The following is a 15,052-nucleotide window of genomic DNA, read 5'->3' on the forward strand; positions in this document are numbered from 1 at the left end:
GGCCAGTTTGCCCCGAAACAGGTGGTCACTTTAAAGCGAAATGGGGTGACAGTTTAAATGCGGAACGGCTGGCCATTTTTGCCGAAATGCCCAATGTTTCCTTTTATGACTGCGTTTCTTAGTAATTTAAAAGAGGCCGATTTTAAAACTGAATTAGCTATATTTTTCTCACCAGCAGAGTTTGATAGGTCTACTGTTTTAACTTGGGGCTTGCCAGCAATTAGAGCATTTATTATTGTTTCAGAAATTTGTTTTAAATGATCCGCTGGAAAAAACCTATCGGCTGTAAATTCTGTTCTTAGTGCCGCAGATTGTGCTTTAACATCAATTACTGAGAAGCTGACTTTTGTAGCAGTTGATAATAGCTTCAATTTTGATATTTTCCCCTGACCATCTGCTGTTATTTCATAAATCTGTTTAGTTAGATTTTTTTTTCTGTTTTCAACATAGGGAGGATAGTAGGAATCATAGCCAAACCAATTCTTGTTTGCATCAACATATTTCAATCTCATCCGTTCAATAGAGACTTTAAAAGCTAACTCGCCATTTTGTGCTTTACTTGAGACTTCATACCTCACATCAAAGCGATAGTCGGAGGTATGAGTTAAATTACTGATTCGAATATCTGTTTCAAACCAGTCAGCTGTCTTGAGCGGTGATGTGGCATACTGTTTTTGAGCAAAGAGTTGCGAAAGCCCAAGCAACAAAGTTATTCCAAGGCTTAAAAGTTTTTTCTGTTTCATGTTTCTAAGTTTTAAACAAAAGAACTTAAAGCTATCTATTTCGTTTGGCCTCATTGAGCAGATGCCATATATCAGTTATTATTCTGCAATAATACCATTTCATCTTGTTGATTACTGCGGTTATGGTTAAAGAATAGTCTTGCTTATAATGATTTGCACTCTGTTGAATGAATTGACTGTTAGTTTCTTGAGATATAACCCGATGAAACGCGGTGATGTGATAAGCTAGTTATTTCGAAATCTTCAAATTTGCAATTCGTTTCAAATCTCCTGCCATTGAATAAGGCCTGCAGGCTTATGAGCGGATAGCCCGCCATTTGCCCAAACAACAAAGAGATATTATTAAAACCTTAAACAAAATCACCATTTCTATGTCGTACCCCCGTTAATAAAGTATCCACACATCTGCAGTACGTTTTACTGTCCTGTTGGCAGAAGACCCTATAAACACGATAAAACAAGTTTAAAAACGTTATAAATCAGCCGAATACACACTTTAAGCGGTAATCAGTCCACATTCTGGAGCGAAATGAGTGGCCATTTTAGATGGGAATGACCGAGTTGGCTTCAACTTTTCAGTGATAATGAACTAGCTTGCCCAGCGTTGAACCTATACTCATTTTAATCGCCCATTCCAGCCAGTATTGCTACGGCCCAATCTTCATAACGCTTTTTTAGAATGGATGTAATCAAGGTGCGGAGTTCATCCGATTCCTTTAAAATGACCTGCATTTTCCTCCCAATTACCCTAGCAGAAACCAGTTGCAGGTAATCTCCCCTTTCGACCGGGTATAGTTCCATTACATCAAAATGGTCATCATAGATATCCTCATCGCTAAGCTCAAAATAAACCCCGATAATGTGTTCTATATCGCTGATATCCTTTGTACGTGAAGGACGGTCGTTATAGGCAATGAGCTTGAGGATCACGATGCCTTCAACTGAACATACTTTTACCGAAAGGCCTTCCCCGAAGCTCACTTCCTCAACAAAAGGATAGATTTCCTTAAAGCCGGGCATATTCAGGGTAAATATATTGGGTGGCTGGAGATAAACATAGCCATTTGCAGATTCGATCTTTCCAAAAGGAATCAGGTCCACTTCCAAAGCACCTTTATAATACAGTTTGATGTGCTCAGTGGCATCAGCGGTAAAATTTCCAGAAGCAAGCAAAGTATCTTTGATCATGTTGAACTGGCCTGCATCATCCAACATGATCGCCAGATCAACATCATCTGTTTTTCTTATCGAGTCGGTTCCGTCCTTTGCTGAAAGATGGAAGTCGCGCGCTATCGCACCCACAATATAAAAATCTACTTCAAATGAGGCGAGAATAGCCTCCATGTCCTTTAACATGGAAATAAGCGCTGGCTGGTGCAATGGATTATTTGTCAAGATACCTTACTTTGATGCGTTCGGCCGTCTCCTGGCAACGGCTATCAAAGCTAGTAATTAATTCAGCGTAAGCCAATAGAAAAGGAACCGTTCGAACAATTTCGGCCGGCTCATATTCATTTTCCCAGAACTGTTCCAATATCTCGATCTTGCCGTCCCTATCAGGAACCAGCTTAAGTTCCTTCATCAGTTTTGAGACACTGAGTTCGGTATAAATAGTAAACCTTTCAGGCGAAAGATAATCGGTCAACAATGCCCCGGCATTTTCCCCTCCCCATAAAAAGTCCTTTTGCTCTATACTTCTCCAATTTTGGTAGTTAGCCTGATCGATAAACCTGTAAGTCCCCTTAAGAAGTTTTGGACGAAGGTTCGTACTGAACAGTTCACACCATTTCTGCAATAGGCGGTCCCGCTGTTCCAAAAATTTAAAAGGCCTTGCTGATCCTGCACCAGCTGATTTTAAATAACCTTCATTCTCCAGTTCCGTAATCAGCGCTCCCACTGTACCAAGCGCTATGCCGGCATGACTGGCAATCCGGCGGTAAGGCTCATTGATCAGACCAGGAAACTGGAGAATGGCAAATATAAATTTCAGACCGGTAGGGTTCCATAACTTCCCCTCCGCTGGCAGTCTCGTCTCGGTTACAGCCTGGTCGTTGATGTAAACGAATAAATCCCCGGTATTGATAGAAGCATTTCCCGCCACTTCCAGGTAATTTATCCGTTGTTCTTTGAGCTCCTGTTTTAAGGGCTTGGGAATATACTGGCTTATAATGAGCGGCGCATAACCATTCACCAAATCAAGAGCATGCAAAATCGCCGGAAGCTGGCTGCTACGCAGTTCATGCCGTACCTCCACATTAAAGAGACTCTTTTGCCTCCCAGCCCCGATAGAAACCAGTGCATCAACAATACGCTCTTCTATAAGCACTTCAGTTTTAAGCACATCATAATCGAGGCCAGTCAATTCGCTTAGCCTTTCCAGTCCTGCATACAGTATTCGTTGTTCACTCATATCAATATGTTCATGATTCATGAACAATCAAAAATAATGAACGATTTTATCATTTCAAAGCGGGAAAATGAACTTGTTCACAAAAGTAAAATGTTTATTAATGTTAATGCATCAGGTCTTACTTAAGAAAAAATTTGCAGAAGCATTACTAACACTAAAAAACTTCAGGAAGAAGGCTCAGAAGGAATCGATACAGAAGAAATCCCAAGCCGTTTCCAACGGGAAATTCTATTGAATAATGGCTTTATAAAAGAAGTCACTAAAGGCTGGCATATCTCATCCAACCCTTCCGAAATTTCTGGAGATACAACATCCCGGTACAGTTGTTATTAGGATTTCTGTGCCAAATTTATTAGGCACAAATATAGGACAATTTTCTAAAATCTTTGGAGATATACATATTTTAAGTACTTCGACCAGCTCCGCAACCGTCAATAAAAACACCTCATATTGACACGTAATTTCTATATTAGAAAAACAAAAAAACGATACTGTGTTTAGTCTCTTCAAGAAAAAAAACAGCAACATTCAGCAGGAATGGCAAACAAAAGGCGCCGAATATGCCAGTGCCGTAAACGAAATGGTCCGCTTTGCAGATGAACACGGTTGGGACAACTGGAAAGGCAAAGATCCGAGCGATGAACGCGAACACCTTGCCCAGGCGGTACTGGCCTTGCTAAAAGAAGCCAATGAAAAGGGAGAAACTCAAAAATTCAGGCAGGATTTCCCACCAGCACATGCACCGCTGACCGGCCTGATGAACAACAATTCACAAAGCATCTGCCAACTCCAGTTCATCGAAGGGCAAAAGGCCGTATTCCTCATCGGATCCCCTTATGAACGGCGACAGACCTTTTTGCTAAACGGCACCACCCTCCTGAAGCTAGATGAAAATATCCGCGCCATCGGCAAATCCAAAATCGGAGCGGTATTTGCCATTGCGGTAAAGAACAAAATTACCGCAACCCAAGGCTGGCAGGGCGAGATAATCGCAGAATTTACGCTCAGCGAAGATTCAGGTCACGGCATTACCGAAATGATCCCCTTCAACGACGGCAAAAAAATCCTGCTGACAACCGCTGAAGGCATTTTCATCCTGTCCCACAAAGGAGAACAGATGATCCATCCGGTAGCAGATGAGGATGATGAGGAATGGAGCCCAAACATTGATATGGAAAATACCACCATATCTGACGACAACCAGCTCATCATAGCAGCCGATCAGTACAGCGATCACCGTATTCTCGATCCCGAAGGCAAGCAGATTGGGACAATCGGACCACAATCCTCCTACCCACACTACTGCCTGTTCTCCAAAGACGGCAGCCAACTGCTGACCAATTCCTGCCATTTCTACAATGGGATCAGCATCGGTTTAGATACAGAAAAACTGAACGGCATCGCTATACCTGCTTATGAAGAAAACGGGAATTTCACGCTCCTGAATGACCAGATGCGCGTTTATTCGGGATTAGCAGCCTCGACATATTATATCCTTGGAGACGCGTATGGCTATATCAGGGCAATTGACAAAGATGGAAACCCCCTATGGAAGCACCATTTAGGCTCTAGCATCAGCAGCATGGCCATTTCCAACGACGAGCAGACCCTTTGGGTGGGCTCCCACTCCGGAATGCTCCATAAGCTTCACCTGGGCATGGGCCAGGACAGCCATACTATGGGAGACGGCAACCATTCAGAGGAATTCAGGATAATTTTTTGGAAAACTGAACCTAAGCCTTTGTTTTGGTAACAGCTAAAACCCGCAAAACTATAATACTTGCGGGTTTTGTATTCACATCGCTTAAAAAATTAAGAACTTATGGTTTTCCCCCATTTTCTCTGAGATATGCAGTGAAGATTATAAAAAAGCGACTCAATCCTGAAAGTGCTAGTTTAGATAAAAAGTGCAGACCCTATAGGTTTACAGCGCGAAAATGAAAAATAGTTCCGAAATGGAAGAAGCTTAGGCCAAAAAGAAACTAATTGATATCCCTATCATGTATAGTACTGTCCTTTCAAGGACAGAGCAGGCATCGTTCCAGAATAAAAGATACAGCAGATGGCCCGGCCTACAGGGGACAGCCAAAACAACCTAAGCCCCCTTCTTAATACCAACCAAACGGTACCCCATTTTACTGATACAAACAAAAAACTAATTCAGCCAGAGTCATCAGCTCCAACTTTCCTCTAACGATCATCCAGTCCTGACCTGCCTCATCGAAATACTGCACCAGATTCACCTGGTGCTCCCCAGCCTGAACAGGTGATATTTAAAAAGCTAAATTGATTAAATCACCTTTGATGACTAAATTTGTTTAAAAGCGACCGAAAAACTGCTTATATCAAATAAACCGGATTTGAAATAATGTCCCATCAAAATTTAATTGAATTATCATGATTATCGGGAGAAGACTTAAATGCTAATCTAGGAAAGACCAAAGCGTGAGCAAAAGGCCTGATAAGTTAATGGTCAGCACAAATTAAAAGAACGGTTAGGTGAGTCAAAGCTATTGCTAAAGGTAAGACCTATATTGTAGAAAACGCCTGACCGTCCAAGATGGGAAATAAAACCGTCACCTATGGATGCATTGAATAAGACAAAAAGATATGTCTATTTCATCGGGATCGACATATCAAAAGAAACCCTGGATATCGCCGTCATGGTTCAGGGATCTATTTTGGTCCACAATACCATCCCCAATGAACCAAAATCGATCAGGGATCATATGCTACATCTGAAAGCTTCTTTGAAGTTTACCACCAGGAATGCAGTAGTTGGAATGGAAAATACAGGAATATATGGCAATCATGTGATCAACAAGCTGAAAACGCTTAAAATCGATACTGTCGTCGACCCGCCTCTCCGCATTAAAAATTCTTCGGGTTTAATCAGGGGCAAAACTGATAAAAAAGATGCTGAAAGAATCGCCCTCTACCTCTACAAATCCAGGGATATATTAAGATTAAGGATACCAAGGCGGCCAATCATCGAACAACTGGCCGGCCTGTCTGCTTTGAGAAAGCGGTTACAGTCCCTTCATATCGCTATGAGAGTCCTCTTAAAAGAGAACACAGGTTTTGTGAAGAAAGGCCTGATCGAACAGAGCAACAGACTTTGCTCCAGGAGTATTGATGCACTTAAACTGGACATAAAAGACGTAGAAGATTCAATTGAGGCGACATGGAAAGCGGATGAAGAAACAAACCGCCTGATGACCTTAATGCAATCCGTGCCCTGCGTCGGACCCGTAGTTGCATTGGAAATCCTCATATGTACCAACGAATTTAAAAACGTAAGGACCATTAAACAGTTTGCATCCTATGCCGGAATAGCCCCCTTCCCTTATAAATCGGGGACCACCGTCCGTAAGAAAACCAGGATATCAAAAATTGCCAATAAAAAAATGAAAGCGCTTTTACATACCTCAGCTGTTCTGGCCAGAAGGTTTATCCCAGATATTAAAGCTTACTATCACCGTAAAATGGATATAGAAGGAAAACACAAAATGTCAGTACTCAATGTAATCCGGTTAAAAATCGCTGCAAGGGTGTATTCCTGCGTAAAAAACAATAGATTGTATGAGAAAAAGTATGAATACAAACCTGTTACCGATCTTCACTGGCCGACTTGACGAGCCAAGATCAATCAACAGATCTGGTATTCATCCAAAGGACTATTAAGTTTATAGCCAGCCCAAGCTGTAAAATAAAACTGCAGATATCTATCTGAACTAGATTTAATCTTGGCCAAAACGTTAACGCTCGGCGTAGAGTTGAATTTTTTCTACTATGCCGATAAATAAGTAAACCATCGCGTTACAGCTTACGACAAAGACTTCCTCATATGTTCAGTCCGGAAAGTGGTCGATCCGGTAACCTGAGAAAGTTTGCGGATCAATAATAATTGCCTCCAAAACATGCAAACTATTTGTTTTTAAGCAACCGGTTTATTAAGTTTAAGAAACAAACCTTTATGAGTCAGGACACGATTGTATTATATATAGATACCGGCAACAATCACAGCTTTCTGAGCTATACTCAAGATCCAGATAAGATTTCTAAAAATATCGATCATTTTGGAGAAGAATATGCCCAGGATATAGCAATAAAAAAATCTATATACACCGATGATGTGGTAAGTATAAACATCGTTGGAAAATATATCTGCATTTTACATACAAATACAGATTTCCAAAGGATGCTGCTTTTTGACTCCATGGCTATTGGGCAATTATTTCATCACGTTGAGAGATGATTTCGCAGCTGCTTACGAGAAAAAGGATATTGTTGAAATGACTAAAAAGAAAGCAGAGATGTTAAGCCTGATTGACGACCTGGACGAACTGTTGGCTACACAACCGAGCATGCTTTTGGGGAAATGGATAGCTGATGCCAGAAAATTAGGTAAAAACGCCCGGGAAAAGGATTATTATGAAAAGGATGCTAAAATGCTGATTACAGTTTGGGGGGGCAAACAGCGTTCGTTAAACGATTATGGCAACCGCAGCTGGGCAGGCTTAACCGGCGATTTCTACAAAAAAAGATGGGAAATGTTTTTGAATGATGTTTTACTAAGCGTTAAAGAAGGAACTAAATTCGATGAAAAGGCCTTTAAACAGAAAACATACAAATTTGAAGACCAATGGGTAGATGAGCACAAGATTTTTAACAGTGCACCTGTTGGCGATAGTTTTCAGAAAAGCCGGTTACTGATGCTTAAATACAGCCCTTATTTCTATTAAAATACAGTCTTAAATATTTTAGTGGGTTAAAACTGCCAAAAATGGTTTCAAAAACCTGCAAATCGTATGATTGCAGTTTTTTTTTATTCGTTTTTAACTTTGAATATTAGTCGTCCTTACAATGGGGGAAATATAATGTAAAGTTCACCCCTTCCAATACCAATATATTCAATTGTATTATTTTTTTATGATTATAAAATTACGCTAATTTTTTAAAAACAACACTGACCCCTCGACAATAATAATGCTTTGTTTATTTTACAATATGATTTAGAAATGCAAGGGTTTATCACGATAATCTTATGCAATTGCATTAATTCTTGTTAAAAAAAGATAATAATCTGGTATAAATGGCACATTCATAAGCTTCAGAAAAATCTAATTTGCAATATTAGCTTATGGTTGATAATACTATCCAAACTTTTTAACCAAATAAATAATGAAAAGAAAAAACACACTTTTTTTTTTACTCTCAATGGCAATAGGTCTAAATAGCTTTGCGCAGAAAACCATAGAAATTGCTACAAAAAGCAATGTACTGATCTTAGAAACAGATCGTGATAACACTTTATTATCGACTTACCTTGGCAAAAAACTAGACAATGTGAACGAATACCCAAGCATACAAGCATTAGATAAATACAAACCCGGCTCTGATGATCTTTTAAATAAACGTGAAGCTCATATTGCTTCTGGTTCGCTTAACTTATTAGAACCTGCATTAACTGTAACCCATGCCGACGGAAACAAATCGACGGTACTAACATTTTCGGATGTAAAAACCGAACAGCTGGATCAGAACAGAAAATTAACCAGTATAATGCTCAAAGATTTAAAATACAATTTTCAGGTTACACTAAAGTACCTCGCCTATTTTAATGAAAACGTAATTGAGCAATGGGCAGAAATTGAGCATAAAGAGAAAGGCAGCGTGGTGTTAAATAAATATGCCTCTGCAAATCTTACCCTGAGTGGAAAAAAATTCTTCCTTAAAAACCAATATAGTGGTGCTACACGCGAAATGAGATCGGAAGAGCAACAATTGCTGCATGGCATAAAAACCATCGATTCGAAACTTGGAACCAGAACAAATTTGCTTCATTCTTCTTCTTTCATGGTTTCGATAGATCAGCCTGCCACTGAGGATACGGGTGATGTAATTGCAGGCTCCTTAGCGTGGACAGGAAACTTTAAATTAGATTTTGAAACTTTTGACGAGTACTATCTTCGGGTAACTGCCGGAATTAATAATTTTTCGTCGAATTATAACTAGGGGATAAAGACGAAATCATCAAAGTTTATTTTGAGCTGGATAAGTCGATGACAGCAGAATGGGATAAATGAAAAAAGTTTATCAATGACTATGTGGCATAAAATACTGTACAGGACCAAAATAAGTTATTAAGCGAAAAAAATGCACAACGAGCCCTATGGTTGCTGATCATTTCATTTTCCTCAGTGGTGATTGTACTGACCATCTATCTAATGATGCTCCGTCGCGACAGAAAAGCGAAAGCTCAGATAGAAGCGCTCAACGACATGGCCACTATGCAAATCATGGCCATGGAAGAGGCAAAACACCAGGCGGTAAAGGAAGAGCAACAACGACTTGGACAAGACCTTCACGATGGCCTTTCATCATCCATTGCTGCCATCAGATATCAATTAGAAACACTAATGATGGATACCAGTGATGTTGACCTGAAGAAAAAATTGGATATGCTCCAAAAGGAAACGGAAAATGCTTATAAAGCAGCGCGGAACAAAAGCCATGAATGGTTCAGTGCCGCTGATGAGCAACTAGAACAGTCGTTTGAAAAACAAATTATATTACTGACAGATAACTCTCTACCTGATAGCAGATACAACAAGGAAATTCACATAGACAATAGCGCATTATCAGGTGTCGACATGGACACACGAATAGCATTACTCCGCATTATTCAAGAGGCCATCACCAATATTATCAAACATGCCAAAGCTAAAAATGTGGGTATTCTGATTTATGAAGAAGATGAGAACTTATTATTAACAATCAATGATGATGGAATAGGTTTAGATGAAAAGAAAGCTGACAAGGGAAAATCAACCATAGGTTTACAGTCCATTCGCCGCCGTGTTGAATATCTAAATGGTGAAATTAAGATAAATTCAAATACCAAAGGCACTGAAATAATTGTATCTATCCCATTAATGTCACTGTAGTCATACCCTCCCCAAAACAAATCGGCAGGTTTGTAAATATGATCTTTATAAGAGGCTTAGGGATGGTCGGCAAAACCCTTTAAGAGAATTTTTTCTGTTCGAATTCTGCCCTAAGATGATCTAAATCCAGACCACTTCCGGTAAGGGTTTCCTTTTTATAGGATCTTAACTTTATTCGCTTTTTAAGATTCCTTTTATGAAAAGAAATTTCAGTTTACTCTTCTTTTTGAAGAAAAGAAACACAAATCCTCAAGGTATCTCACTCAATTTGCGTGAGAATCACCATTGAAAAAAAAATGTGCAGAAATTGCTACTGGAAAAAGCACACGATGAAAAGAGGAATGTGATTGCCCAAAAAATTACTGTGTTAACCAGAAAAACAACAAGCTTACAAAGAACTGTCATTAGCCGAATTCCTTTTTTTCGCTCTATATTCAGAAGGAAGTACCTGGTATTTTTCCCTAAATGCCTTTGCAAAATAGTTAGGGGTGCTAAAACCGACCATATAACAGATTTCAGAAATGGTTTTACTGCTTTTTTCCAATAAAACCGCCGCTTTCTCGAGCTTGACAGACCTGATAAAATCTATAGGGGTTTTACCAGTAACCTGCAAGCACCTTCTGTACAACGACACCCTGCTGATCACCATATGTTTGCTCAGATCTTCCACAGATAATTGAGGCTTATTAAGATTGTCTTCAATGTAAAGCAATGCGGTATTCAGGAATTTCACATCATCCGATTCGATCTCCATTTCCGGAGATGCCATGCTCACCTGTCTGGAATAAGTTTTTTTAAAGGTTTGATTCAGCGTGAGCAGGTTCTTGATTTTGGAATGTAAAATCTCGAAATTAAATGGTTTGGTCATATAATCGTTCGCTCCTATTTCCAATCCCTTTAGTTGCTCTTCTTCACCAGTCAAAGCCGTTAAAAGAATAATCGGTATATGCTTTGTCCTTTCATCTGATTTTAATTTCCCACACAGTTCATTGCCGTCCATTTTAGGCATACTAATATCGGAAACAATCAAATGTGGGTGTAGCGCGAGGGCTTTTTGCCAGCCTTCTTTACCATTAGAGGCCTCTAGTATATTGTAAAAAAGACTCAAGTTATCTTTAAGGTAAAACCTGAAATCCTCATTATCCTCAACCAACAGAATAACCGGTGCATTTTTTATGCGGATGCGCTTGTCGGAAGATTCTTTTTCTCTGTCTTTTTTACGTTCTGGATTTGGGAGATTGATATTTTGGGGATCATTTTGCCCTTGTGCTGTGAGACCAACAGAGATCAGACTTAGAGATACGGTGAAGATGCTTCCAAAATCAGGTTCACTTTCCACCTTTATTTCTCCACCATGCATTTTCACAAATTCTTTGGTGATGGAAAGTCCGATTCCTGATCCCTGGTTAAGGATAGAAGAGGATGTTTCATGCTGAAAAAAGCGTTCAAAGATCTTTTCCAATCTGTCTTTTGGAATACCTATCCCCGAATCGATCACCTTTAACTCCAACGAAACCCTGTCATCCCCTGGCTGGTCATCCAGTTTTTGTAGTTCAACACCTACTGTTCCTCCTGATGGTGTAAATTTAAATGCATTTGAAAGTAAATTGAATAATATTCGCTCTATCTTATCCTGATCGTATGAAACATGTAAATTTTCTATGGTGCTTTTGAAAGTAAGTTTGATCTGTTTCCGTTCTGCCAGATCGTAAAAAGAATCTGTTGCCTCTTTAATAAAAGAAACGATTTCGCCATCACTCCTGTTCAGTTTAAGCTCATGCTCTTCCATTTTACGGAAATCGAGCAGTTGATTTACCAGATTCAATAACCGCCGTGCATTTCTTTTGATCATGGCCAATTGTCCATACCGTCCATTTTCCTTAGATTCGATCAAAAGTTTATCCACAGGGACCAGGATCAGGGAAATAGGTGTCCTGAATTCATGGCTGAGGTTGGTTAAAAATTTAATTTTTAGCAGGTCTAATTCTCGCAACCTTTCTGCCTCTTTGCGGTCCTGCTCACGTAATTGCTGAACCTGGATCCTTTCCTGTACCAAAGCAAACTCCCTTCTTAATTTATTGATCCCCCTGCTCCTGATAAACAGCAATAGGCAAGCAATGGCCAAAACATACAGGATATAGGCCCAGGTTGTACGCCAGAAAGGAGGCCGGATAGTAATTTTCAATTGTGACTCGGCCAAGAGTGCAGAGTTGTTTTCGTTAAAGGCTTTTACACGGAGTACGTATTCTCCGGGGTTGAGATTCGTAAAAGTAGCTTTACGGCTTTCTGAAGGAACCGTAAGCCAGCGTTTATCGAATCGTTCCAGATTATATTTATAGATTACCTTTTGAGGATTGAAATAATTGAGCAGTGCAAACTGGACCGAAAAAACATTCTCTTTATAGGTGAGGGTTAAATTCTTCAGTTCTGTTATGGTTTCGGGCAGAATGATGTTCCCGTTTATACTTTCACCAACGCTTACCTTATGGTAAAAGACCTCCAGATCGGTCATTACCAGTGCTGAGGGAAACTGGTTGTTCTTAATCTGCCCCGCTCTGAAAATATTGAAGCCGTTCGGCCCTCCAAAAACCAGTTCGCCAGTCTTAGTTTTCAATACTGTATTGATGTTGAACTGCGTATTCTGCAACCCGTCTGATTTGTTGTATTTAACGTACCTAAACTTATAGCCTTCTCCCTGAGCAATTACAGAAATTTTATAAAGCCCTTTAAGGGAACTGTACCAGATATTGTGATCTTCATCTTCGATAAGTGAAAGTACAGTATTTTCAGGCAGGCCAATCTCTTCGCTTAAATTAGTGAACTTTCTGTTTGCAGGATTGTATATGCTTATCCCTTCTCTTGTACCTATCCAGATCCACCCCCTGCTATCATTAGCGATTGAATTTACGATTCCCTGTATCAGGGAATTGGTATCCCTGCTATTGTTTTTCAAATATCTAAACTTAGCAGTTTTTGCATCCAGGATATTCACCCCTGCCGTGGTGCCGATTAAGATATTTTTGTTTCTATCTTCATACAAACAGGTAACCACATAAGCATTTAATGTATTTTTAACCGAGGGGTTAAAGTGTTTAAATTTTCCGGTACTGCGTTCAAGTAAATTCAGCCCACCGTTTAAGGTGCCTGCCCAGAGCCTGTTGGAAGAATCTTCCAGCAAAGCATAAATCCGGTTATCTGAAATACTCGAGGGATCAGCGGTATGCTTAAAATTCGTAAACTTCTGCCCGTCAAAAGAATCAAGCCCACCTAAATAGGTACCGATCCATAAAACACCTGAATGATCAATAGTAAGGCTGATCACAATATCACTGCTTAAAGAATTACTGCTGGCAGGATTATTACGGTACCTTTTTATTTCGCCTGTACTTCTGTTTAAGTACAGCAGGCCTGCTCCGTTTGTTCCGATCCACAGGTTACCTTTGTTATCCTCTGCAAATGAGTTAACATCCTCGTTTAGCGCATTTTTCCTGGTTAAATACTGATTTAAGGGGAATTTATAAATACTTTTATGGTAATAAGAAATCCCTTTTTTATAGGTTCCGATCCATACTATTCCATTGTTATCTTTATATAAAGTGCCTACACTATTGTCAATTAAACCCTTAGTATCATCTTCTTTGCTTAGAATATAGGTTAACCGGTGGGTATGTTTGTCCAGGATATTAATTCCGCCATGATCGATCCCTATCCAGATTTTGCCATCGTTGCCCTCAATTACCTTACTTACGCTATTGGAGCTTAATCCTAACGGAGCCTGTTTTTTTCCAAAATAACTAAACTGTTCGCTTGCCGCATTTAGGTAATATAAACCGAAAGGATTGCCCTTGCTATAGATAAAAATATTGCCTTCCGAATCGCAATTGAGGTTGAAGGAATTTACCTGCTCACCAAACCGTTGGTTTACGGTAAAGTACCTGTTTGTTACCCTGCGTTTTTTTAAATTGAACTTGTCAAGAACACCGCTGGCGTAAATAACCCATAAATTACCTTTTTCGTCATCAATAAAATCGCTTATCTCATCAGCATATAATGATTTGGATACGTCCTTCTGATGGCTATACCTGATGGTTGTATTAGTTTTTGGATCATAGCCAAAAATACCCAGGTTTTCGACCTGGAAATAGAGCTTACCGCTACTATTGGTTTTTACCCCTTGGAGGTATCCCTTTGGAATTTTATACTTTTTAAAGTGTTTATCCTGAAAGCTTTCAAATTTTTCGGTCGAGGGATTGTAAATACTGAAACTACCTCCGGAAGCAATCCATAACTCTTTTTCAGGCCCCTCAAATATATCGACAATATGCCCATTAGGTACGCTTGAACTGTCTTTCGAATTGTGTTTAAATATCTTGAATTCATGTCCATCATAGCGGTTTAAGCCAGACAATGTACCAAACCACATAAATCCTTTATAGTCTTTAAATATGGCATTTACCTGATTATCCGATAGGCCGTTAGAAATATCCAGCTGGGAAAACCGATAGGTGTTTTCCTGCGCAAAAAGAGAATTGCACAAGATAGATATAAAGATGAAAGCAAAAAACCGATGCATATGTTACTGTATAATAATTATAGATTGAAAGATTTGAGATGACCAATAAAGCAAATTAATCCTCTAAAGCAACCGTGGATTATATCCTTATCGTAGTTATCGTGATGCACTTCTTGAATCATCAAAAAACGGACACCAGCAGCTTTATAATTTTTTGTAAGCGCAGTCAGGTCAATCTTTATGAGATTCCAATCATAAAGTACTTCCTTATATCCGGAATCGGATGGGTGACCGTTTTTTTTGAGGTGATTTTTATAAGCAGTCGTTCCCATTAAAAAATAGTATTTGTTCATTATTGCTTTCAGATTCTTGTATCAGAACTATTTTAAATAATAAACCTTATATGAAATGGAGCCAGCAACATGTTCACGCTGGT

At 39.4% G+C, this 15,052-nt stretch carries 11 protein-coding genes; 6 read left to right on the forward strand and 5 right to left on the reverse strand.

Annotated elements, in window-relative coordinates; all coding sequences use genetic code 11:
• Nucleotides 1-53 precede the first annotated feature (53 nt).
• From HDC90_RS22930 to HDC90_RS22940, 3 genes are all read right to left on the reverse strand, one after another.
• Nucleotides 54-743: a hypothetical protein gene (locus HDC90_RS22930; RefSeq protein ID WP_184470623.1), complete on the reverse strand. Its 690-nt coding sequence runs from the start codon at nt 741-743 to the stop codon at nt 54-56.
• Between the two features lie 621 nt (nt 744-1,364).
• Nucleotides 1,365-2,138 carry a nucleotidyl transferase AbiEii/AbiGii toxin family protein gene (locus HDC90_RS22935; RefSeq protein ID WP_184470625.1) on the reverse strand — a complete coding sequence of 258 codons (774 nt, stop codon included), beginning with the start codon at nt 2,136-2,138 and terminating at the stop codon, nt 1,365-1,367.
• Nucleotides 2,128-3,153, reverse strand: a complete 1,026-nt coding sequence (locus tag HDC90_RS22940; RefSeq protein ID WP_184470626.1) for a type IV toxin-antitoxin system AbiEi family antitoxin — start codon at nt 3,151-3,153, stop codon at nt 2,128-2,130. Before HDC90_RS22940 ends, HDC90_RS22935 begins: the two co-directional genes overlap by 11 nt.
• Before the next feature lie 493 nt (nt 3,154-3,646).
• Here HDC90_RS22940 and HDC90_RS25805 point away from each other — a divergent pair, with 493 nt between their 5' ends.
• From HDC90_RS25805 to HDC90_RS22970, 6 genes are all read left to right on the forward strand, one after another.
• Nucleotides 3,647-4,906: a hypothetical protein gene (locus HDC90_RS25805; RefSeq protein ID WP_221451936.1), complete on the forward strand. Its 1,260-nt coding sequence runs from the start codon at nt 3,647-3,649 to the stop codon at nt 4,904-4,906.
• Nucleotides 4,907-5,735: 829 nt separating this feature from the next.
• A complete protein-coding gene (locus tag HDC90_RS22950) occupies nt 5,736-6,788 on the forward strand; it encodes an IS110 family transposase (protein ID WP_184470628.1) in 1,053 nt (350 codons plus the stop codon).
• A 341-nt stretch (nt 6,789-7,129) separates the two neighbouring features.
• Entirely contained in the window at nt 7,130-7,411 is a 282-nt protein-coding gene (locus tag HDC90_RS22955) for a hypothetical protein (RefSeq protein ID WP_184470630.1), read from the forward strand.
• Nucleotides 7,401-7,898, forward strand: a complete 498-nt coding sequence (locus HDC90_RS22960) for an alpha-N-acetylglucosaminidase C-terminal domain-containing protein (RefSeq protein WP_184470632.1) — start codon at nt 7,401-7,403, stop codon at nt 7,896-7,898. Before HDC90_RS22955 ends, HDC90_RS22960 begins: the two co-directional genes overlap by 11 nt.
• A gap of 439 nt (nt 7,899-8,337) precedes the next feature.
• A complete protein-coding gene (locus HDC90_RS22965) occupies nt 8,338-9,171 on the forward strand; it encodes a glycoside hydrolase family 36 N-terminal domain-containing protein (protein ID WP_184470634.1) in 834 nt (277 codons plus the stop codon).
• A gap of 161 nt (nt 9,172-9,332) precedes the next feature.
• On the forward strand, nt 9,333-10,103 hold the full coding sequence (locus tag HDC90_RS22970) for a sensor histidine kinase (protein ID WP_184470636.1): 771 nt from the start codon (nt 9,333-9,335) through the stop codon (nt 10,101-10,103).
• 388 nt (nt 10,104-10,491) lie between these two features.
• Here HDC90_RS22970 and HDC90_RS22975 read toward each other — a convergent pair whose 3' ends face one another.
• Together HDC90_RS22975 and HDC90_RS22980 are read right to left on the reverse strand one after the other, a co-directional pair.
• On the reverse strand, nt 10,492-14,640 hold the full coding sequence (locus HDC90_RS22975) for a hybrid sensor histidine kinase/response regulator transcription factor (protein ID WP_184470638.1): 4,149 nt from the start codon (nt 14,638-14,640) through the stop codon (nt 10,492-10,494).
• 53 nt (nt 14,641-14,693) lie between these two features.
• Nucleotides 14,694-14,969, reverse strand: coding sequence for an alpha-L-fucosidase (locus HDC90_RS22980; RefSeq protein ID WP_184470640.1), 276 nt, complete (start codon nt 14,967-14,969; stop codon nt 14,694-14,696).
• Nucleotides 14,970-15,052: the final 83 nt, after the last annotated feature.

This window comes from Pedobacter sp. AK013, assembly GCF_014205835.1.
Taxonomy (GTDB): Bacteria; Bacteroidota; Bacteroidia; order Sphingobacteriales; family Sphingobacteriaceae; genus Pedobacter.